This window comes from Lysinibacillus telephonicus (genome assembly GCF_003966145.1).
Taxonomy (GTDB): domain Bacteria; phylum Bacillota; class Bacilli; order Bacillales_A; family Planococcaceae; genus Ureibacillus; species Ureibacillus telephonicus.
The window spans coordinates 1-21822 of sequence record NZ_RXNR01000063.1 but is presented as its reverse complement, the minus strand read 5'-3'; the positions used below and the strand labels follow the sequence as shown (position 1 = coordinate 21822).

At 34.5% G+C, this 21822-nt stretch carries 23 protein-coding genes and 2 riboswitches; of the genes, 2 read left to right on the top strand and 21 right to left on the bottom strand.

Annotation, left to right across the window (positions count from 1 at the left end; translation table 11 throughout):
* Window positions 1-220: 220 nt before the first annotated feature.
* The 14 genes from nrdF to EKG35_RS16490 form a co-directional block, all read right to left on the bottom strand.
* Complete coding sequence (gene nrdF / locus EKG35_RS16555) at window positions 221-1219, bottom strand: class 1b ribonucleoside-diphosphate reductase subunit beta (protein WP_126295652.1); 999 nt, start codon at window positions 1217-1219, stop codon at window positions 221-223.
* Window positions 1207-3300 (bottom strand): class 1b ribonucleoside-diphosphate reductase subunit alpha, encoded by a 2094-nt coding sequence (gene nrdE / locus EKG35_RS16550; protein WP_126295651.1) that lies wholly within the window; start codon window positions 3298-3300, stop codon window positions 1207-1209. Before nrdE ends, nrdF begins: the two co-directional genes overlap by 13 nt.
* A gap of 2 nt (window positions 3301-3302) precedes the next feature.
* Window positions 3303-3671 carry a class Ib ribonucleoside-diphosphate reductase assembly flavoprotein NrdI gene (gene nrdI, locus EKG35_RS16545; RefSeq protein WP_126295650.1) on the bottom strand — a complete coding sequence of 123 codons (369 nt, stop codon included), beginning with the start codon at window positions 3669-3671 and terminating at the stop codon, window positions 3303-3305.
* Complete coding sequence (locus EKG35_RS16540; RefSeq protein ID WP_126295649.1) at window positions 3668-3898, bottom strand: glutaredoxin family protein; 231 nt, start codon at window positions 3896-3898, stop codon at window positions 3668-3670. Before EKG35_RS16540 ends, nrdI begins: the two co-directional genes overlap by 4 nt.
* Window positions 3899-4029: 131 nt before the next feature.
* Window positions 4030-4212: riboswitch (cobalamin riboswitch) on the bottom strand.
* Window positions 4213-4284: 72 nt separating this feature from the next.
* On the bottom strand, window positions 4285-4965 hold the full coding sequence (locus EKG35_RS16535; protein ID WP_126295648.1) for a hypothetical protein: 681 nt from the start codon (window positions 4963-4965) through the stop codon (window positions 4285-4287).
* Complete coding sequence (locus EKG35_RS16530; protein WP_126295647.1) at window positions 4962-5456, bottom strand: ECF transporter S component; 495 nt, start codon at window positions 5454-5456, stop codon at window positions 4962-4964. Before EKG35_RS16530 ends, EKG35_RS16535 begins: the two co-directional genes overlap by 4 nt.
* Before the next feature lies 1 nt (window position 5457).
* Window positions 5458-5871, bottom strand: coding sequence for a bifunctional adenosylcobinamide kinase/adenosylcobinamide-phosphate guanylyltransferase (locus tag EKG35_RS16525; protein ID WP_126295646.1), 414 nt, complete (start codon window positions 5869-5871; stop codon window positions 5458-5460).
* Window positions 5823-6422: a histidine phosphatase family protein gene (locus tag EKG35_RS16520; protein ID WP_126295645.1), complete on the bottom strand. Its 600-nt coding sequence runs from the start codon at window positions 6420-6422 to the stop codon at window positions 5823-5825. The genes EKG35_RS16525 and EKG35_RS16520 overlap by 49 nt, the downstream gene beginning before the upstream one ends.
* Window positions 6395-7168 (bottom strand): adenosylcobinamide-GDP ribazoletransferase, encoded by a 774-nt coding sequence (gene cobS / locus EKG35_RS16515; protein WP_126295644.1) that lies wholly within the window; start codon window positions 7166-7168, stop codon window positions 6395-6397. The genes EKG35_RS16520 and cobS overlap by 28 nt, the downstream gene beginning before the upstream one ends.
* Before the next feature lie 34 nt (window positions 7169-7202).
* Window positions 7203-7769, bottom strand: coding sequence for a bifunctional adenosylcobinamide kinase/adenosylcobinamide-phosphate guanylyltransferase (locus EKG35_RS16510; protein ID WP_126295643.1), 567 nt, complete (start codon window positions 7767-7769; stop codon window positions 7203-7205).
* A 111-nt stretch (window positions 7770-7880) separates the two neighbouring features.
* Window positions 7881-8819 (bottom strand): ABC transporter substrate-binding protein, encoded by a 939-nt coding sequence (locus tag EKG35_RS16505; RefSeq protein WP_126295642.1) that lies wholly within the window; start codon window positions 8817-8819, stop codon window positions 7881-7883.
* Between the two features lie 140 nt (window positions 8820-8959).
* Window positions 8960-9134, bottom strand: a riboswitch (cobalamin riboswitch).
* 85 nt (window positions 9135-9219) lie between these two features.
* Window positions 9220-9630, bottom strand: a complete 411-nt coding sequence (locus EKG35_RS16500) for a Fur family transcriptional regulator (protein WP_126295641.1) — start codon at window positions 9628-9630, stop codon at window positions 9220-9222.
* A gap of 6 nt (window positions 9631-9636) precedes the next feature.
* Complete coding sequence (locus EKG35_RS16495; protein WP_126295640.1) at window positions 9637-10488, bottom strand: metal ABC transporter permease; 852 nt, start codon at window positions 10486-10488, stop codon at window positions 9637-9639.
* Window positions 10489-10504: 16 nt separating this feature from the next.
* Window positions 10505-11251: a metal ABC transporter ATP-binding protein gene (locus EKG35_RS16490; protein WP_126295639.1), complete on the bottom strand. Its 747-nt coding sequence runs from the start codon at window positions 11249-11251 to the stop codon at window positions 10505-10507.
* Between the two features lie 142 nt (window positions 11252-11393).
* Between EKG35_RS16490 and EKG35_RS16485 the strand changes: the two genes are divergently transcribed.
* Window positions 11394-11642: a DUF2624 family protein gene (locus EKG35_RS16485; RefSeq protein ID WP_126295638.1), complete on the top strand. Its 249-nt coding sequence runs from the start codon at window positions 11394-11396 to the stop codon at window positions 11640-11642.
* A gap of 548 nt (window positions 11643-12190) precedes the next feature.
* On the opposite strand, the gene dacB (EKG35_RS16480) is transcribed toward EKG35_RS16485, so the two are convergent.
* The 5 genes from dacB (EKG35_RS16480) to EKG35_RS16460 all read right to left on the bottom strand — a co-directional run bounded on the left by dacB (EKG35_RS16480) (window position 12191) and on the right by EKG35_RS16460 (window position 19020).
* Complete coding sequence (dacB, locus tag EKG35_RS16480; protein ID WP_126295637.1) at window positions 12191-13630, bottom strand: D-alanyl-D-alanine carboxypeptidase/D-alanyl-D-alanine endopeptidase; 1440 nt, start codon at window positions 13628-13630, stop codon at window positions 12191-12193.
* A gap of 407 nt (window positions 13631-14037) precedes the next feature.
* On the bottom strand, window positions 14038-14535 hold the full coding sequence (locus tag EKG35_RS16475; RefSeq protein WP_126295653.1) for an SRPBCC domain-containing protein: 498 nt from the start codon (window positions 14533-14535) through the stop codon (window positions 14038-14040).
* Window positions 14536-15037: 502 nt separating this feature from the next.
* Entirely contained in the window at window positions 15038-16468 is a 1431-nt protein-coding gene (dacB, locus tag EKG35_RS16470; protein ID WP_126295636.1) for a D-alanyl-D-alanine carboxypeptidase/D-alanyl-D-alanine endopeptidase, read from the bottom strand.
* 298 nt (window positions 16469-16766) lie between these two features.
* The gene (locus tag EKG35_RS16465) at window positions 16767-17654 is read right to left on the bottom strand and encodes a deoxyribonuclease IV (RefSeq protein WP_126295635.1); all 888 of its coding nucleotides are present in this window, start codon (window positions 17652-17654) and stop codon (window positions 16767-16769) included.
* Window positions 17655-17721: 67 nt separating this feature from the next.
* Window positions 17722-19020: a DEAD/DEAH box helicase gene (locus tag EKG35_RS16460; RefSeq protein ID WP_126295634.1), complete on the bottom strand. Its 1299-nt coding sequence runs from the start codon at window positions 19018-19020 to the stop codon at window positions 17722-17724.
* A 143-nt stretch (window positions 19021-19163) separates the two neighbouring features.
* On the opposite strand from EKG35_RS16460, the gene EKG35_RS16455 reads away from it, so the two are divergent.
* Window positions 19164-19643: a hypothetical protein gene (locus EKG35_RS16455; protein WP_126295633.1), complete on the top strand. Its 480-nt coding sequence runs from the start codon at window positions 19164-19166 to the stop codon at window positions 19641-19643.
* 311 nt (window positions 19644-19954) lie between these two features.
* On the opposite strand, the gene EKG35_RS16450 is transcribed toward EKG35_RS16455, so the two are convergent.
* Together EKG35_RS16450 and vrrA are read right to left on the bottom strand one after the other, a co-directional pair.
* A complete protein-coding gene (locus tag EKG35_RS16450) occupies window positions 19955-20923 on the bottom strand; it encodes a 4-hydroxy-3-methylbut-2-enyl diphosphate reductase (protein WP_126295632.1) in 969 nt (322 codons plus the stop codon).
* 90 nt (window positions 20924-21013) lie between these two features.
* The gene (gene vrrA, locus EKG35_RS16445; protein WP_126295631.1) at window positions 21014-21511 is read right to left on the bottom strand and encodes a VrrA/YqfQ family protein; all 498 of its coding nucleotides are present in this window, start codon (window positions 21509-21511) and stop codon (window positions 21014-21016) included.
* Window positions 21512-21822 lie beyond the last annotated feature (311 nt).

Genomic DNA, 21822 nt, shown 5'->3' with positions numbered 1-21822 from the left:
TCATACCTAGCCTTATATGAGATTCGTGTTCCTCGGACCGGTGTTTTGCCTCCAGCTTCCTTCAGATTCCGCGTCGCCACGGACACCCTTGCTCTTAGCTAACCTCTACTTCTGTCTTCGGAGTTCGGGACTTGCACCCTATAGTTCATACGCATGCCGGGCGCACGCCTATAAAAAAAATCCGCACTATTGCGGATTTTTTATTACTTACATCAAATCATTACTTTGAGTCATCTTTAAAGGATAGAATTTGACTGAAATTAAACGTATCATCTGTAATTGGTTCTACCTTCGCAAGTGTATATGTCGAGCCTTTTTGTGAAAAGAAATCATAGGTTGAACCTTCATTACGTATACCGTTCATGACGATTGGATTAATTTCTTCCTCTGGGAACATCGTATCTAGCCCTAAATTCATTAATGCTTTATTGGCATTATAGCGGACATATGCTTTAACTTCCGAACTTAAGCCAGTGTCTGCATATAGATCGTCCGTATAGTTCATTTCATTTTCATAAAGTTCTAATAAAAGTTCATAGCCCCAAATTTTGCATTTTTCCTGCTTTTCCCCTGACAGCTTTTTAAAGAGATTTTGTGCAAAGAAGCCGGTTGCTACTCCATGTATGGATTCATCTCTTAAAATAAGCGATATTACTTCAGCACTATTTCTTAAAATACCTTGACCACCTAAATATAATGGATAGAAAAATCCGGAATAGAATAAAAAGGATTCTAGCATAACAGAAGCAAACATCGCTTTCCACAATGATTCTTCGTCATTTTCTTGTATACCTTCGTATATCTCGCTTATGCGATTTGCTTTAAATTGAAGAAATTCATTTGTTTTTACCCATTCAAATATTTCATCGATTTCATCATTGTTACATAGTGTCGTAAAAATATAGGAATAGGATTTTGCATGAATAGCCTCAAATGCACCAAATACAGTAAGTACCGCCTTTTCCTGAAGGTCTGGATTATATTTAGCAATTTCATTCATGCCAATATTTGTTTGAATCGTGTCAAGTAATGTAAGTCCACCAAACACTCTTTTATAAGTATTTTGATGTTCAAACTCTTTCCATTGCTTAATATCTTTACTTACTGCAATTTCTTCTGGAAACCACATTTGCTTCCATTGCTGGTCCCAAAAAATTTTTGCTAATTCACTAGTTGGTTTATTCCAATTGATTGCTTCAAATTGTTTTAAATTGAGCATGATACACAATCCTCCAATGATTGTAAACGTTGACGAACATAATAAACAGACTTGATTCCGCGCATCCAAGCGTAAATATAAATTTTCGCCAAGTTTTCAGTAGTCCAATTATTTGTCACATATAATGTCATAGATATTCCTTGATCGACATGCTTCTGTGCAGCTGCATACAAATCTATTAATTTATATGGATCGATATTATATGCTTCCTCATATAAATGCATATTGTCATTATTAAGGAATGGCATTGGATAAATTGTTCTACTATCCGCATAGTCACGAATTTCTACACGTTCTGTGATCGGCTGAATAGAGGCAGTACATGATCTGATATAAGAAATGCTGCCAGTTGGCGCAATCGCTAATCGATATGCATTGTAAACTCCATATTTCATTACATCTTCTTTTAATTGACTCCACATGGCTGCAGTAATAATTGGTACGTTTCCTAATGCTTTTTTTACTTTATCGGAAGGTGTTGTATTAGATTTTTGAACATATTTTTCAAAGTAATTTCCATTTGCATATTCACTTTTTTCAAATCCTTCAAAACAAATCCCTTTTTCTTTTGCAATAGTCATGGATGTTTTTAATGAATAATAATTTAAAGCCTCCATGAAGGCGTCAATAAATTCGATTGATTCAGGTGACCCGTAAACAACGTTTTCTGTTACTAAATGGCCATGCAAATTCATGACACCTAATCCAACTGAATGCATAAGATTATTTGCTTTTACAACAGATGGAACGTTAACGATGTTTGTCATTTCGGAAACACTCGTTAACAAGCGCATTGAAGTATCTACAAGATCTTCAAAGCTAGTTGATTTTGTTGCACGATGAATATCAAGAGACCCTAAATTACAGGAAACGTCTAAGCCATACTCGTTTGGCTGGTCCATATCAGTAATATTGCTTGTTGTTTGAACTTGTAAAATTTCTGTACAAAGGTTAGACATTTTAACTCTGCCTACGCCCTTTAGTGAATGATGATTATTTACATTATCGTCAAAAATCTCAAATGGATAGCCTGATTCGAATTGAGTTTTCTTTATTTCTGTGTATAATTTTCGTGCATTTATTTTCTTCAATTTACGAATATTTGGGTTATCTAATAGCTCGTAATACATTTCTGTCATGCTAATTTCTGACATTCGCAGTCCATATTCTTTGTAAATATCATAAGGGCTAAACAATACAATATCTTCATTTTTTCTCATTAACCCGAAGAAAATATCAGGGATAATAATGCCGGTTGAGAGAGTAGCTAGTCGAATTTTTTCATCTGCATTCGGCTTTTTTGAGGAAATAAATTCTTCAATATCTGCATGGAAAATATTTAAATAGACAACACCTGAGCCATTACGTTGACCGAGCTGATTAGAATAAGAAAATGCATTTTCAAGTAACTTTGCAACTGGCATAACGCCGCTTGCACGGTTTAATATGCCTTTAATAGGATCTCCTAAAGGTCTTATGTCTGTAAGTAATGTTCCTACCCCTCCTCCTAGCCGAGATAATTCTAAGCAATAGCCGATATTTTCTGCAATGGAATTCATTGAATCATCCATTGAAAGCTTGAAGCAGCTTACTAATTCTCCTCGAGCTTTCTTTCCGCTATTTAAAGCAGTTGGAGTTGCTGGTTGGTAGGCTTCCATCATATGGCGAACAGCACTTTCTGCTAAATTTGTATCACCTTGTGCAAGATAAAGTGCAATAATTGCAATTCGATCCTCATATCTCTCAAGAATTTCCTTTCCATCGCGGCTTTTCAGCGCATACCCCTCATAGAATTTACTTGCACTCATAAAGGAAGGAAAACGGAATTTATATGAATAAGCGATTTTATATATTTTTTTAATAAAATCCATCGTATATAAGCTTAGGAATTCTTTTTCATAATAGCCTTCATTAATTAAATAGTTTATTTTTTCTTCTAAATCATTAAAGTTGTGCATTCGCACATTGATGCTATGCAAGAAATATTTGCGGGTAGCTTCTCTATCTTGCTCTAAATCTAGCACGCCTGTAGTGCTATACGTATTTAAAACTTTATTGTTCAAGTTTAAGTATTCATTCATTTCTAAACTCCCACCAATCCAATAACTTTGTTATAGAATTCAATTATTGCATCATAATCACTTTGGAATCCCCGCAATTCAATTTTTCGTACAATTGGTATATTATACTTTTCACTAATTGTATTTGCTGGTTTACAAAAGACTGCTTGTCCAAAATTTGAATTCCCACTTGCGATAACTCCTTTACACAATTGAGAATTATGTAAAAGAAACTGTTCAACAATATTAGGTGTTTGACCTAACCCATCTGTATAGGTAAAAAGCAAAAAAGGTTGATTGACTACTAACCCTTGTGAAATTTCAATGTTGGGCAAACCTAATTTACTTATAATATACCTAACATTGCCTGTTCGACTTGCGAATGCTATCATACTAAAATCCTGCTGATGGCATCTTTCATTTCAGTTATGTCTTGAATTAGTCGTCCATTAATCTCTAATACTGGAACTGATAGAATACCAGCTTCTACTAATTTATTTTTAGCTTGCTCGTTTTGTTCGATATTAATGATTTCATAATCCCCTTCAAAACCAGCTTTATTTAGTTCGAATTTCATTAACATGCATTTAGGACAAATTGTTTTTGTATATAATTTCATCTATGTTCTCCCTTTCTTATATAAATAGAAAAGCTACCCCTAATTGACTAGGGATAGCTTTTTATGTAAACGGAAACAGACGGGTACTATTTATACCCAGCTTGCCTCCATTTCCCAGTCCCCGAAGAAATGTAGAATTTGTTTATTTGGCAGGTCTCCTGGCTTATGCTTCTTCCTACTCATCACCTTCCCATGCTGGCAGCACAGTGGTATCCGACTTTCGTTCACATTTACAGTTGCGGGGACAGCATCAGATTTTCACTGATTTCCCTTTTAATCTACATATAGTAGAACCAATATAAACAAAACACTATATATTGTATATGTCATCATATTATCATATTGAATTAAACTTAACAAGAAAAAACTAGCATTTCATATAAATATTAGAGTTTTATATGGATTGCTTCATAATGTACAGTCATTATTTCTTTGAATAGATGAACTTGTTCTTTATCTACGGCGACGATTACAGAGGTTGAAGGTCCACTTGTCTTCTCTAAAGGCAACTTACAGGAGAAATGTTTTCCTTCGAAAATTCTTTCACATTCTGCAGCGATACCTTTTGATCCAACTGGCCATATTTGTTTTGCAATACCTAATTTTAATAGTTTATATAACTCGTGCAACTTAGCTACATGCTGTGCTTGCTCCACTACCTCTTGACCTACTAATGGCTTCCCTACTACAAACCAGTGATAGAGATGATTTGTACTCACTTCAAATGCAACTTTTCCAATCATCATAATGCTTAAGGCTGATTGCATTGATTCAAAATTAGACTCAGTTGAGCCTTTTATAGGCGGCAAGTTCTCCCCAATTTCCTCAAATACTTGTTGAATTCCCTTCTCATAATCACTCCATGCAGCATCACCTGTAAAGTTTGATAAAAAAATATGAGTAGGATGTGCTCCCGCGCACCATTGCTCTAGTATTGCTACACGCGCAGTATAATAAGCAGTCAAACTATTAGACACATTAACAATATCAAATTCTTTCTCACCAATACATCCTGCATTATCAATTGTTACAACCGTGTTATGATCAATTTTGATGGCATTTCTCATACATTCGAAACCTTTCGTTCATTAAAAACTTTAGCAATAATCGGCATTGCTAGCATTGAGATAACAGCATTAATGACTGTTGCAACCAACAAATTTGGAACTGCACCGATAAAAAATGCAGGTGATATTATAAAATAAAATGGGATAGCGGACAGTATTCCATTTGCCACAATTAGAAACAACCATTTTATAATATTGAAGCCTTTTTTATGTAACATATTAAAAATAAAGACGATAATAAACATCTCAATGGCGATTATGATATGAAGTGGACCTGAAGGAAAACCTGAAGTTAAAGCACTGGCAAGATGACCTAGTCCACCTGCAATACCGGAAAAAAGAGGCGGTAAAAAGGCAACGCTTAAAAATGCAGGTGCAGAATCTAAAGCTGCTGTTGTGATGAAGCCTGGAACTTTAATAAAGCTCCCGATTACACATATTGCTGAAATTAAAGCAGTAAGCGTAATGAATCTTAAATTATTTTTTTTCATCTTATTCCCCACCTTTTAGTATTTCAGGAAGCCCATACCAAATTCTAATAACCTGTTCACTTTCAGCAAATAATTTTTGATACAATCTTCCGCATGTATCTCTAAGTTTTCTATTTTCCTTTTCAAGGGGTACAATACCTCTTCCAATATCCGTACAAATACAAATGACATTTGTTTGTTTATCTAATATTGATAGTTTATCGAAAATTTTTGCAGCATGTTCCTCTTCATCTAGCTCAATTGATTGTAAAATTATTTTTTCAAAGTTCCCTATGATAACATAATCTTCTTGCGAAAAGGTTGAAACTGGTATTTCGCCTTCAAAAACATATCGATTTTTTACGTTTAACTTATCCAAATATTCTTTTACAAATTTTCTTTTTCCATTATAGGCTCCACCGATAATGACTCGCATCTTGCTCCCCCTTCGAAATTTGCCCAAGTTGACCATTGTAATGTATAAATCAAACGATGCTGGACATCAATTTGTTGAAAAGACTCTTCTTTTGGACCGATCATTGAAAGTAAAACTCGAATCACACCTCCATGAACAATAAAACAATAGTCGCCAGCTGCTGATACAATTTGACGAAATTGATGAACTATTCTTTCGGTAAAATTAGCAAATGATTCTCCGTTAGGGGGGATGACTGTCTCCGGAGAATCAATCCATTGACGATACATCGGGTTTTCTTTTAATTGTTCATATGTCTTCATTTCAAAATCGCCAAAATTTATTTCTCTAAACTTTTCCAATGGATGAAAATAAGCTGTTGGGAAATAAAGCTTGGCAGTTTCCTTGCAACGCTTTAAATCGCTTCCATATACATTTGCAGGCTGTATTGGAAGCTGATATTCACATTTATTTATAACAATTGATTCATCTGTCCAGCCAATATATTTTCTTTCTATATTTGCAGCTGTTTTTTCGTGTCGAATTAAATGCACAGTAACAGAATGCCCCATAAAAACAATTCAGCCCCCTCATAAAGTGCACCAATTAAGTCCCCTGTCATACCACCAAAATTTCTGTTTGTCCACTGTCGATATAAATATATGAAGAATAGCATAGCACCAAAGAGGATAAGTAAACAGCTAGTAGAAAAAAAATAGGATGCAAGAATTAACAATAAAATATAAATGGCAATCGAAATCCATACTCTCCTATGTATTACTTGTGCTTTAAAATATGCGGCCAGCCCTTTTTCTTTTACAGGTCCAGTACTGAGAAAATAGATGAGTACTGCAATACGACTTAAAAATGGAATACAAATAAAAAATAGATAGGAGACGGATTCCAACTTGTTTAACACTTCATAAATAAAAGCAATCTTTAATAGGACAAGCACAACTAAGGAAATTGCACCAAATGCACCTATCCGTGAATCTTCTAAAATTTCCAGTCGTCTTTCTTTGGCTTGATATGAAAAATAGGCATCCCCCATATCCATCCAACCATCCAAATGAAGGCCGCCAGTCATAACGATATTTGCTACAACGATACAAACTGCTAATAATAAACTGGAAAACTGCAGAAAATGTTCATTTATAAAAATAATAATAGCAATTGTACTACCCATTAATAAACCTAATATGGGCATTGTTACATACATTGCCGTCACAGATTTTTTATTCATCGGGAGTTGCTTTTGAATCGGAAGGGATGTAAAAAATTGAAAGGATAATAAAAGACCATTTAAACTGTTTTTCAAAAAGCTGCCTCCCCGTTGTTTGAATTTTCTCCTGCTATTTCCACTGTCGTTTTAAACTGTAATCTATTTCGTAAGTTTCATCACTAATTGCTACAATCCATTGATGTAAATCACCTAAAATTTGTCGATATAAATTCACTTCAGAAAAGTCGGAAAGCTGTTCATCCAACACCTCGTTTGACACCAAAATTACAACTATATCTTGGCCTTTCCATGATATAATTTGTTGTTTAAATTCATTTAAATGGTGTTCTATTTGATTTAAACGATTTATTTTATTTAAACCTTGTGTTTTATATAGAACATTGGATAACCATGTTGTAATACAATCCCATAAAACGATAGAATTATTTTGAAACTTGTCGAGTTTTGTTGGAACTTCATCAGCAAGTTCCACTGTTATCCACTCTATTTCTGAAACTTCACGATCTTGCTTATGTCTTGTAATACGACTTTTCATTTCCTCATCGAATGCAACACCAGACGCAATATAAATTAAATGGCTGCTGTTATATTTTGTATATAATTCTTTAGCATAGTATTCTGCAAATGCACTTTTACCACTTCGAACACCACCTGTAATAAAAAGTACTCTTCCCATGGAAAATCTCCTATTCAAGATCCTGCGTTATGGACTAATTAGGATTGTCCTTTAGACGTAATTAAGAAGCCGTCTCAGTTTATTGAAACGGCTCTGCTCACCATCAAATGATTATTTAAATAATTCCGGATATACGGTTTTTGCCATTAACTCAATTGCTTCACCAATTCGTGGACCTTGGCGATTAACAATATCAGGGTCTATTAAATAAACTTGTTTATTTTGGATTGCTGTTATTGTTGACCAGCCTGCACGTGATAATATTTCAGCTTCTGGGTTTTCTGCATAATTTACTGTAGTAAGAATTACTTCCGGATTTACATTAATGATATCTTCCTCTGTAACTGAAAACCAACCTTCTTGCTCTGAAAATACATTTTCAATACCAGCAGCATCCATCAACTCTTGTTGGAATGTATTAGAACCAACTGACCATACTTCTGGAGCTGGTGAAATTTCAAAGTATACTTTTTTCTTTGTTTCAATAGTTGCAGTTTTTTCTTGTACCGCGGCAATTTGTGATTTTATCGTCTCTACAATTTGTTGTCCTTGTTCTTCTACGTCCATAACTTGTGCGATTTGTTGAATATCTCCATAAACATCTTCAATTGTAAGGGCAGATTCGATGACGAATACTTTAAGCCCTGTACTTTCTAATTGCTCAATTTGTCCTTCATTACTGCTAGATGCAAAGATAATATCCGGATTCATTTCTACAATTCGCTCGGCATTCACTGTTTCAAAATCAGCTACTTGCTCAATTTCAAGTACTTCTTCGGGATATGTATCATTTTGTGTTACACCGATAACTTTGTCCCCAGCACCTAGTTCAAATAAAATTTCTGTATTACTTGGCAATAACGATACTACTTTTTCAGGTACTTTATCGAATGTTAGTTCAATACCTCGATCATCAACCACAGTATAAGACTGTTGTTGTTCATTTTTGCTATCTTTTTGTGTAGTCGTTGTTTCTTCATTAGATGCACACCCAACTAATAATAATGATATTACAAGTAGTGCAAACCATAAATTTTTAAAATATTTCATCTTACTTCCTCATTTCTTTGTCGTTAAAGAGCCTTCTACAATAAAAAAGCCATCCGAGAATGGATGGCATTAACTTACAGAATATTCACATGGATATTCAACAAATTTTGCCGTACATTCTCTTTAGTTCCGAAGAGGTTTGTTACGATCAGAAAAAGACTGGTCTCCTGGCTTGTGTGTTTTTCTAATAGATGATTTCTAATTTGACTAAGAGCACACCCTTAAAAACTACACTTACAGTTGCGGACACAGCTTCGGCCTTTAACCGAATTCCCAATTTAGCGTTTTTTGCGCGTCTTTTCCCTGCAAACTTATTCACTTAATATGCAATGTACCATACTGCCCTCAATAATTGAATAGTTATTTTTGGCTACTAGTAGTTTGCAACAAAATAAAAGTATTATTTACAATTTGCACATTTACCGTAAATTTCAAATTTATGAGATTCAATTGTACAATCTGGCAACTTTTCGTTAATCATTTCCATTGGACAAATAGGTATTTCTTTTACTTTTCCACATTCCATACATATAAAGTGGTGATGGTGGTGTTCTGATTCACACTGCATTCTAAAGTTTCTTTCACCATTGAGCTCTGTTTCTTCTAATATTCCTAAGTCAACAAATGTTGCTAAATTACGATAAATTGTATCGAAGCTCATTCCAGGAAAATCTTTTTTCAAAACTGTCAATAGGTCCCTGGCAGTTAAATATTTATCAGTTTCTTCAAACATATTTAAGATAAGCTCTCGTTTATCTGTTTTTTTATAACCGTTTTCTTTTAATTTTTCCCAAGCTCGCGAAAGATTCACAAAAAACTAACCCCTTTCCGCCTTTATTTTTAATACGCTCTTTTTACCGATGATAACTAAAAATAAAATGATAATTGATGTTACGACTATTGTACCACCTGGAGCTAGATTAAGATAAAACGCACTCACCAATCCAATGATGACTGCTGCTTCCCCGAATAAAATCGAATAAAATATCGTTTGCTTAAACCCTTTTGCTATACGCATACTTGCTGCAACAGGAAGCGTAATTAAAGAAGAAACTAATAAAATGCCGACAATACGCATACTTGCTGCAATAACTAATGCGACTACAATCATAAATAGCAAATGAATCCATTTTGCAGGCAATCCACTTGCCTTTGCATATTCTTCATCAAATGATAATACAAACATTTCCTTGAAAAATGTAAATAGAAATACAAAAACAACAATTGCGATAAAAATAACAATCCACAAATCATGCCTTGATACTGCAGAAACAGAGCCAAATAAATAACTCATCATATCAGTATTAAATCCACTTGCCAACGAGATAAAAATCGCACTCAGTCCAATACCACCGCTCATAATGATTGGAATCGCCAGTTCTTCATAGTGCTTATACAGGCTCCTTAAGCGTTCGATCAATATTGAGCCGCTAACTGAAGCAGCAATTCCAAGGTAGATTGGATTTAATAATGCAAGTGAAGAAATCGATTGACTTAAATATAAGCTTCCTGCAATACCAGCCAACGTAACATGAGAAAGTGCATCGGCGATTAGAGACATTCTCCTAACAACGATAAATACCCCTAAAACAGGTGCAATCACACCAATGATAAGCCCTGAGTAAAAGGCATTTTGTAAAAATTCATAATTTAATATAGCTGCGATCATTTATGCCTTCTCCTCTTTAATGAATCTTTCTTACTGCATGGCCTTGCCACTTGTCGAGCTGTTCTTGTGATATTGAATCGAAATCTTCCTTATATCCATGGAAATGAATCGTTTGATTTAAACAAGCAACATGGCTAATTCGATTTGACACAGTATCAACGTCGTGTGTTACTAAAATAATTGTTATATTTTGTTCCTTGTTTAATGTTGCTAACATATCATAAAATGATTGAACATTTTCATGGTCAATACCAACAGTAGGTTCATCTAAAATTAAAACTTTAGGTTCTGAAATAAGTGCCCGTGCGATAAAAACACGCTGCTGCTGCCCGCCGGAAAGCTGGCCAATATTGCGGTCGCTGAACTTTTCCATTCCTACTGATTTTAATGTTTGATGTACTCTTTCTTTTGCATCCTTTGGCATTCGTTTAAATAAACCAACTTTCTTTGATAATCCACTTTTCACTACTTCTTCGACAGTAGCAGGAAAACCTGAATTAAAAGCATTGGACTTTTGAGAAACATAGCCGATCCATTCCCTCTCACGAAATGAATCATTAGGCTGACCGAACAATTTGATTTCTCCAGCCATCGGTTTAATTATACCAAGTAATAATTTTAGAAGGGTAGATTTTCCAGAGCCATTAGGGCCAAGGATGGCAAGAAAATCTCCTTCTTTAACTTGAAAGGAAATATCATTCAATACTTGTGTATATTCATATTGAAAAGATACATTTTTCATTTCGATTATTGTTTCGCTCATTTTTTCTCTTCTTTCTAATTCATAATCATTACGATTTACAACTTGTTAGTATAGTTGATTCATAGCAAAATGTAAAGTGAGCAAGCTTGAAATCTTGGGTGTGGAAGAATTCTTAATTGATTAGTATTGAAAGGATGATTTATTGAAACAGATTGAATTTATTGAAGCGTTCTTATCAAAATCGGATAAGGAAATTATTCAATATGCAAAGCAATACGATGTTGATTTATCTATTGATGAAGTTCGAAAATTGCGTCCACTAGTAGATAAAGCTTCTTTTACTTGGATTATAACAGGTATACCTAAAGCATTTTTAAAAGAAGTTGAAAAAATTATTGGTAAGAAAAAGTTAAAGAAGCTACTGAAACTTTATGATTCATATACACAATAGACTATCTTTCTTAATAGTTTATATCTATTATTTGGGTTGTAACTAATGAACTACTCAACAAACTTTAGAGTCAAAATACAAAAAGGAATTAATTGCGTAATCAGTTAAAATGTTCAATACTATATATAAATTTTTCTAAACTTTTCTTTTTAGGAATATTAGTAATTCATTAAAATAATATGCTCCTCAAAATAAATATTTAAATTGTGGCAATGAATATAAACTGTTATTAGGGGAATATGATGACTAAAAATACAAGGATTTTAGCCAGTTTTATAATAGCATTTATTTTAGGATTACCTTTAAAATGGATTCAATATAAAGGTGAAGGAATCAGTTTTCTAAAAGTTTTTGAAATCGGAATACAGGGTATTTTATTTAATGTTTTGTATTTGATATTAGATACTATTATTATATATGTAATATGGTCCAGTATTCTAAAGTATAAAAATAGAAATTAGCAAATTCTTAGTTTTTATTAAATTAAAAAGAGCATGTCTTAATATTCAAGACATGTTCTTTTTCTATTTTTTGAAGCCTATAAATTATTAATAGTCATTTATAATTTTTTTGACAACTTGATCGATTTCGTCCACTTTATTTGATGTTTGATTTTGCGTCATAATCGCGAAGGTGTATGTTCTTCCACTTTTTGCTGTTACATATCCCGCTAATGTATAGACTCCAGTAATACTACCTGTTTTTGCGACAACACGGTTTTGCAGCGCTGTTGAGGTAAATCTTTTTCTAAGAGAACCACCTATTAAGCGATCTTGCTGACCACCGATTGGTAAACTTGAATATAGAATACGATAATTTGGTTCGTTTCTTACATTTAATAACAAGTAAGTTAGCTCATTTGGAGTAACACGATTTTTATGAGACATCCCAGAGCCATCTTCAAAGCTCCACTGATCCATATGTAATCCTAGTGATTCACCATATTCGTTTATTACTTTCAATCCCTCATTTATATGGCCATTGCCATATACCTCTTTACCCATTGTTTTAACTAAAATATCTGCAATGCTATTATTGCTTAATTTTACAAAAGTGTTCATAAGGGTCTTCAATGGGATGGATTGATTAGTATATATAAGCTCAGCGCTTTCTGGAACCTTTTTCCGTTTAACTGTAGATGTAGAAGGAAATTTTAAACCAGTACCGGCAAGCGTTAATTTTAATGCATGCAGCGTATTAATTGTTGGATCAAATAATGTTACCCATTCTTTCGCTGAGCTTCCAATTGGAATATTACCGGTAATAATAATTTGATTCGTATTATATCTTCGTACAATATTAATTGTATTCCTCTGACCTTTACTTACTGTTTTTGCGCGATTTTGAATACGCATTCCACTCGTATTAGGCTCAGCATTTATTTGTGGGGAGCGCCCTACTTTTGTCGGTTTAACATTAACAATCATTGTCCCTGCATCATAGTCGCTGTTTGGCGACATAGTTAAAGCAGTTGTTCGTGCTGCATAATAAAAACTTTCATCTTCAACAGCTATACCTGGAGTAAGCTGAGAACCTGAAAATGCAGTATCGTCTCCATAAATATTTCCTGTTATTTTATGAATGCCATTACGTTTTAAAACTTTTGCAAAAGTTAAGAAATTATTTTTATTAAGTGTTGGATCGCCTTTACCTTTTATGTATAAATCACCATATAATATGTTGTTTTGTATATCCCCATCAATATATATTTGTGTTTCAAAACGGAAGTCTGGACCAAGAACGTCTAGTGCTGCTGATGCTGTTAATAGCTTTAAAGTGGATGCGGGTTTTCTTCCAATGTCCCCGTTTTTTTCATATAACACTTTACCTGTTGTTAATGACCTTAATGACACACCAATATTCGAATTTCCTAATTGGGATTGTACTGTTTGATCCAGGCTTGATGCTGCTGAGGCTGAATGTAAAAATATAAAATTACTAACAATAAGAGTAAAAATTAATATGTATGTGAATATTTTGTTCTTCATAGATGCCTCCAATATAGCTATTAATAACTATCAGTTTATTATAAAAATGCTATCATTTACTCTTATAGCATATTTTTAACATAATTAATAGACTACTATTTTTAAAACATTAGAAGAAAGGCAACAGACTGCAGTTGGCTTGGAATAAAATTTGCTTAAAAATGCTATTCAATTCTTATTTAACAGTAAATGCAAACTCCATTTTGATAAAAGATTGATCAAAATGGAGTTTTTTATTTTACTTATATATGAGATTTTTAAAATTGGATCATTTAATATGCTGTTGCTGCACAAATGCGCCTTGTTGTTGAAGATCAATGTCTCTATAAAACTTTTATTCTTATTTAAACCTTTTAGAAAAATAATAAAGGAGTTGACTTAACAACTCCTAATACTTGTTATCTTATCTACTGTAGCTCTTTTAGAAGATCATCGAGGCGGTCAAATTGTGAGGCCATACCTTGGACTACACCCATATCCATTACCTGCTGAAGAGCCTCGATTGACGCGAATTGAGAACGTGTAATAAGTGTTGTCTTTCCTTCATGTTCAACAAAATCCACCGTAATTAGCATCTCTGGCATACCATCGACAGCATTACCTTCTTGATCTGCAAAAACATCTGTATAGACAATCTTCTCAGGTGCAATGATCTCTTGATAGACAAATTTCCCCCATGATTCTTGGCCAAAAAACTCACCTTGGTTCTCATCTGTACAACGCATGCAATAGTGCCATACGCCTTCAGGTTTAAAATCAAATTTGCGATTTTCCGTTTGCCATCCTTTTGGACCCCACCAGCTCTCCAAGCGTTCAGGTTCCGAAAACGCTTTAAATACTTGATCTCGTGGCGCGTTGAAGACTCGTTCTATGACAAGAACTCGCCCTTCTACGTTAGTTGTCATACCGTTTGTTACTTTGTTTTCGGACACTTCAATTCCTCCTACTATATTTTTGTAATAAGTACTTCTTTTCCGTAGTAATCTATTTCGTCACAATATCAGACTTTTCCTTGCAATTTATGTAAATAATAATCCAAGGCATTGAATTCTTTCATACCAGACACTATAGAAAAACTCCTGCTAATGATCTAGATTTTGGAATGGATGCTGCCGAAGCTTATATTTTCGCCGACTAGCATGTTTTCACCTAGACGAGTCCAGATTCACTAAGTGCACAGAGATGTCTGGATGTTTGTGAAATAAGAAAAAACTCTATATTTTTAATCTAATTTTGTTTTAAATGATTAATTTCTTTTATAAAACTACAACTACCTTTGTGAAAACGCAGCTTCCTAATTTCGAAACGCAAATAACTGTTAAGATTTAGGTGTAGTGCTTAAAATATTTTAAAAAATAAAGTGAGAAAAGTCATTTTAATAACGACTTTACTCACTCTTTACTTAATTTAGTACGAATTAATCATATATTTTACAACTTCATCAATTGAAGGGATTGCTATTGAAGACTGATTTTGTGTCATAATTGCAAATGCATAGGTTTGCCCACTAGCTGCTTTTACATAGCCTGCCAACGTATATACTCCGGAAATACTCCCTGTTTTCGCAACAACTCGCTCTGTATAAGGCTTTGAATTAAATCGTTTACTAAGTGAACCACCTTGTAAACGATCTTTCTCTCCTCCTATTGGCAAAGCTGCATAAAACTCTTTATAGTTGGGTTCCCCCTGCATTTTAAATAAAAGCTTTGTTAGCTCATTTGCAGTGACTCGATTATTATGTGAGATTCCCGATCCGTCCTCGAGCGACCATTGATTTGCATCCAGACCCAGCATTATTCCATAATCTTTTAAAACACTTACTCCAGCTTCAGTCGTACCTTTTCCAGAAGCTTCTTTGCCCAGAGTCTTTATTAATATATCTGCAATACTATTGTTACTAAGCTTTAAAAATGGATTAATCAAAACCTTTAGCGGTAAAGAATGCTTAGTATAAATCATTGAAGCATCAGCAGGCACTTCTTTTCGATCTACTGCTGAATTACCTAAAAAATCGATGCCACGTTGTCTAAATGTATTTTTAATCGCATGAAGAGTATTAATCGTTGGATCATAAAGTGTTACCCAGTCTTTAAAGGAGCTGCCAATCGGTATATTCCCAGTAACAACTATAGTATTTGTTCGGTATTGCCTCTCAATTTGTATTGTGTTTGACTGGTTCGCATTTACAGTTACCGCATTGTTTTGAATGATCATCCCGCTTTCATTCGGCCTAGCACTTATTATAGGCTGCCTTCCTACTGAAGACGGAGATACATCAATTATTATTGTACCAGCATCATAATCATTGTCAGGCGACATCGTTAATGCTGCTGTTCTTGATGCAAAATAATAACTTTCATCCGCACTTGCTACACCTGGAGTTAGTTGTGGGCCTGAAAACAAAGTATCATCCCCATATAAATTTCCATCAATCATTTTTATACCTTGATGCATTAACGTGTCTGCAAAGGCAACAAAATCTTTCTTTTGTAAAGTTGGATCGCCTCCTCCTTTTATATAAACGTCTCCTCTTAATACACCATCCACAACCAAACCATCGATATAAACCATCGTATCGAAGCGATAGTTGGAACCAAGAACATTAAGTGCTGCCGCTGCAGTAAGAAGCTTTAAAGTAGAAGCAGGTTTCATTCCAACATCTCCATTTTTCATATATATGACTTCCCCTGTTTCTAAACTTCTTACAGAAACACTAATATTGTCATTCCCGAGTTGTGATTGAACGATGTTTTCTAAGTTCGAATTTGCAGAAACAATCTTGTCATGATTAATAAGTAAAAGTGTTAGAAGTAAAATGACGACTAATTTCTTTTTCACCTAATCCTCCTGAGTAAGGTCTAGCTCCAGCGCCCAGCCCCTCGAGGTCGCGGTCTGCCCCTCTGTCGAAAGCTAAAAAGATGCTTTCGACAGAGGGCCCTCCGAAGCACACGGATGTGCAAGTGCCGACAATGCCACACGATGTGGCGTTTTTGTCGGCCAGCGCTTGAGGTTCACACGATGTGAATCATGCCGCCTGTCGCATGGACGCGACAAGAGGCGGCACGGGGCTTACGGGGCGCTTACGCTTTTCTAATAAAAAAATGCACTAAGCTTAGTTTGCTCAGTGCATTTTTTGTTAAACAGTTAATGCTTCAATTTCTTCAGGTTTATAGTTGCCTGTACGAAGCATGGCAATTTCATATTTATAAGGTGCTTTTTTATTTTTTGAGTCAGTTCCAACCCAAGGTGTTTCTAGAATTTTAGGGATTTCCTTAAACTGTTCATGATGAACGATATTATATAATGCTTCAAATCCAATATGTCCAAACCCAATGTTTTCATGGCGGTCTTTTGCAGCACCACAAACATTTTTACTATCATTTACATGAACTACTTTAATGCGGTCTATCCCTATTAGTTTATCAAATTGCTCTAATACTCCATCAAAATCGTTAATAATATCATAACCAGCATCGTGTGTATGACATGTATCAAAGCAAACGGATAAACGTTCATTATTTTTTACACCATCAATAATCTGTGCTAATTCCTCAAATGTTCTCCCAATTTCAGAGCCTTTTCCCGCCATCGTTTCTAGTGCAATTTGTACAGGATGATTCGTAGCTAACACTTCATTTAAGCCTTCAATTATTTTCGCAATACCTGCATCAACCCCTGCTCCAACATGGGCTCCTGGGTGTAATACTATTTGTGTTGCGCCAATTGCTGCTGTACGTTCAATCTCTTTTTGTAAAAAATCAACGCCAAGTGCAAATGTTTCTGGCTTTGTTGTATTCGCAATATTAATAATATATGGTGCATGTACTACAATATTTGAAAGCCCATGCTCCTTCATATGCGCAAGGCCTGCTTCAATATTTAATTCTTCAATAGGTTTACGACGAGTATTTTGCGGCGCACCGGTATAAATCATAAATGTAGATGCACCGTATGAAGCTGCTTCTTTACTTGAAGCAAGAAGCATTTCTTTCCCACTCATCGAAACGTGTGAACCAATCAACATTCTCAAGTTTCCTCCCATTATCTTCGTATGCTTTTTTGATATTAGGCCTTAAGCATCCTCAAAGCTTTTATTTCATACGATTTCTTTTTTTACGTTCTTTCTTTTTAATTTTTTCCATTTCCCAACGCATATTTCGTTTATAACCAGGTTTTACCTTTTTTGGTTTACGAACTTTTGCCTTTGCAATAACGTCTATCTCGTTTTCATGTTTTTCTCGATTTTTTCGGGCGTGGCGTTCTTTTAATTCAATCCATTCACCATTTTTTACGTCTTTTTGTTCGAATGGTATACCCATTTTTTCAACTCGAATTAATGCATCTTCATCCTCTGGCTGGAAAAGAGTAATGGCAGTTCCTCTATTGCCAGCACGAGCTGTCCGACCCACACGGTGAATGAAAAATTCAAGATCATCTGGAATTTCATAATTGATAACATGAGAAATCCCTTGTATATCAATACCGCGTGCTGCTAAATCCGTTGCAACGATATATTGAAACTCTAGATCTCTTATTTGTTTCATCATTTTTTTACGGTCACGCGGACTTAAATCACCATGTATTTGACCAGCTCGAATTCCTTGTTCTGCTAAAAATCCAGCTACTGATTCTGCTGTTTTTCTCGTGTTGCAGAAGATTACAGCAAGATAAGGATTAATCGCCTCAATGACGTCCAATAACCTACGATTGCGTGATTTCGAGCGAACTGGAACTAATACAAAATCAATGTTTTCTGCCACTGGTTTTTTATCATTCATATGAATATGAATTGGAGATTCCATATATTTTTTTAAGAACGGCTGTAATTTAACTGGAATCGTTGCAGAGAATACAAACATTTCAAGATTCTCAGGCATATGTGAAGCAAATCCATCAATATCCTCGATGAAACCCATATCAAATGCTAAGTCTGCCTCATCTACAACTAGAATTGGCGCCGTATGGACAAGCAATGCTCCTTCAGCAACTAAATCACGAATACGTCCAGGTGTTCCAACAACAATTTGTGGCTGTGTTTTTAATTTATCGATTGTTCGTTGTTTGTCCGTACCACCAATTAATAATTTCGCTTGGATGTTTGTTTCTTCAATTAGCTGACTTAATGCATCAAATATTTGTTGAGCCAATTCACGAGTTGGTGATGTAATCACTGCTTGTACTTCTTGTTTCTCTTCGTTAATACGTTGCACGATTGGCAATAAAAAGCTATGTGTTTTACCTGTTCCCGTATGTGCCTGTCCAATCGCACTTTTTCCTCTTAAAATAAGCGGAATCATTTCCTTTTGAATAGGGGTGGGTTCTGTAAAGCCAAGTTTCGCTATTGCATCTCTTAAAAATGGCTTAAAATCATAATCCGTATATTTCGACATATTTCGTACCTCCTAATATGCTTCATATTGTATCATCTTGGTAATATAAAGCACAACAAATCCACTGCCGAAGCCCAATAAACGCAAGGCTTTTAGAATATTTAATTAATTCAGGTTATGCAAAATATACCTTATTGAAGAGAGTGAAGTTGCAATTAAAATATTGTTTTATAAAAAAATGTTTTATAAAAAAACTTATTATCATACTTTTTAAAGAAGGAGGAATTAAAACGAGAAGATATTACATATTATTAGCCTTTTTAATTATTATCGGCATTATTATTTTATTAAATTTCCCTTACGATCAAAAAAATGAGAATCTCCCTTCTTACGCTACTGCTGAGGAATTAAAGGAAATTGAAGAAATATACACGAAAATTGAAGAAGTTAAATTAACTAAGAAAATAATTTATGAGTTAATAAAAAGCGGTTACTCTCCACAAAGAAGAATACAGTATACAGTTTACTCCTCTGATGAAAAAGTCCTTACAATTTCATTACCAAGCAAAGACATTGATGATAAAAATATACTTAAAATTAACGACATTATTAATACAATTTCAAAAGAAAATGGTCTTAATACATTTTCAGTTGAAATTATCGAAATAGGAAAAGGCATCTAACATATATTTTTAAACAAAATGTTATTTCTTTTGTCAAAGTAGTTTTAAGAAATATAAGTAAACGCAGCATCCCACTGTGAGCTGCGAATTATATTAGAAGAATTAGAAGCACGGCTAATTTGGTGAGCAGGCATTACACAAAGCACAAAAACAAGTCGTACAGATACAACGTGGCGCTGCGGCTTATGTGCTTAGCCCGCTCACATCCCTACACTATAAATCATTATAATTATAAATACTCCAATGTAATTTATTAAAACAAAAAAGTACAATTCAATCTAGCTGTTGAATTGTACTTTCGGATAATTAAATTAATAAGGCATAATCTTCTCTACCGGCTTTGGTTCTTTAATTTTCGGTAGGATTTTGTCTAATGTAACTGTTCTGTTGATTTCATGTGTTGATGGATCTTTTGGATCGTATTTTTCTAAAAACGAAATGACTTCTTTTACAATTGGCGTTGGTGTTGAAGCTCCTGCAGTTACAGCAACTGTTTCAACCCCTTCTAGCCATTCTAATTTTAGTTCAGATAAATCTGCAATACGGTGAGAAGGTGTATTGGCAATTTCTTCAGACACTTGAGTTAATCGATTTGAATTATTTGATCTTGGATCCCCTACAACGATTAATAAATCTGCTGAGCCAGCTTGATTAGCAACGGCTTCTTGACGAACTTGGGTTGCAAGACAAATTTCTTCATGAACTTCGATATGTGGAAACTTCTCCTTTAAGCTATCCATTATATGCTTTACATCCCATTGGCTCATCGTAGTTTGGTTCGTCACTAATAATTTATCATTCTTTAATTCTAGTGCATCTACATCATCCATGTTTTGAACTAGAAAAACATGGTCTGGCGCAACACCTATTGCCCCTTCTGGTTCTGGGTGCCCTTTTTTACCGATGTAAATGATGTCATAACCTTCAGCAGACTTTTCACGAATTAAATCATGAGTTACTGTAACATCTGGACAAGTGGCATCTATTGAAACAAGCCCTTTCTTTCTAGCAATTTCACGAATTTCAGGTGAAACTCCATGGGCTGTAAAAATTACAGTACCTTTGTCAACTTGCTCAATAATTTGTTTACGGTCAGAACCATCTAATGTGATGATTCCTTCCTTTTCAAAAGCATCCGTAACATGCTTATTGTGTACAATCATTCCTAATATATAAATAGGCCTTGGCAATGTTTTATCTAATGAGGCATTGCGTGCAATCACCATTGCATCGACTACTCCATAGCAATAGCCTCTTGGATTTATCTTAATGACTTGCATCATGTCAACTCCTTTTGCGGTTACATAAATTTATTATAACGGAGCGACACGGTTTATACAAAACTTCCTACTAATTTTTCACTAAAAGCATTAATCAAAATTATAAGGTGGTTGATAAATACGTGGAACTGAAGGACGTGTAGTGAGTGGTTCAGGTCTATATTTATCTTTTGATTTTACTGATGTAGAAGTCTTTTCGCTTTTCCTAGATGGTTCTTGACTGCCTTGTGATTTAGGTAAACTTTGAAAACCTTTATATAACTTCCATATAGCAGGTAAATTCCTGAACATTGGTGTTGCCTGTTGAATTAATGGTTGAAAGCTTTGTGCAGTTGATAAAAATCGATTAGCCGTTTCCATAAATGAGTCAAGTTTAGGTGTAGAGCCTCTGGTAGGTAATCCGCCTTGCGTCATACCTTGCATGCCTTGTATTCCCTGCATACCTTGTGTTACACCCTGCATTATTCCTGGACCCATATTTGGTGGAAACTGAGGAGGCTGTTGATATCCAAAGTTTTGCATCGGACCAGGGAAACTATTAAATGGACGACCTTGTGGCATTGGTGGTCTAAAACTTTGAGGACGCATATGATACTCCTTTCTTCGATACTTTTGTCGAAGGTTATTCTAAAATCTATCATATGCAAATGGGCTTAATTTTGTACAAAAGAAGTATTTAAAAGTGAAGGTGACGTCCATAATTTGGCTTACATTTTTTGAAAAGATAGTGGTGTTTAAGGTAGTAAGGTTTATACATTTATCCAAATACTTATTAATAAAATAAGGTTCTATGTCAAATGTTGGGGTGAAGTGATATTACACGGCACCCCGATTATCCTAAATGAACCCCAATTTTCTTATATAAATTATTTAATAAAATTTTCGCTTTAAAGTGTTCA